Source organism: Gordonia sp. i37, from assembly GCF_002043085.1.
GTDB classification, from domain to species: Bacteria; Actinomycetota; Actinomycetes; order Mycobacteriales; family Mycobacteriaceae; genus Gordonia; species Gordonia polyisoprenivorans.
Map to the genome: position 1 here is coordinate 1 of NZ_MVPX01000473.1, position 283 is coordinate 283.

The 283-nt window shown below is 67.1% G+C and carries 1 protein-coding gene; it reads right to left on the minus strand.

Annotated features, from left to right (window positions below):
• Window positions 1-283, minus strand: a 283-nt coding sequence (locus B1964_RS23090) for a molybdopterin-dependent oxidoreductase (protein ID WP_172398936.1), incomplete at both ends; no start/stop codon positions are given.

The window sequence follows — 283 nt, forward strand, 5'->3', positions numbered from 1 at the left end:
GCAGGTCCATCCGTCGGAGCTGGTGGAGTACAGCATGTTCGCGCCGGGGCGCACGCCTGCGCGGTCGAGGAGGTCTTTCATCCGGACCCCGAGCCAGCGGGCGTTGCCGATCAGGTCGCCGCCGACCTCGTTGGACACACACGTCAGGGTGACCAGCCGTTCGGTCATCGGCATCGCCAGCAGGTCGTCCCAGGAGAGGGTGAACTCGTTGTCGACCATGCCGTGCACCCGCAATTGCCAGTCGCCGGTGGTCAACTGCGGGACCTGCAGGGCGGTGTCGATC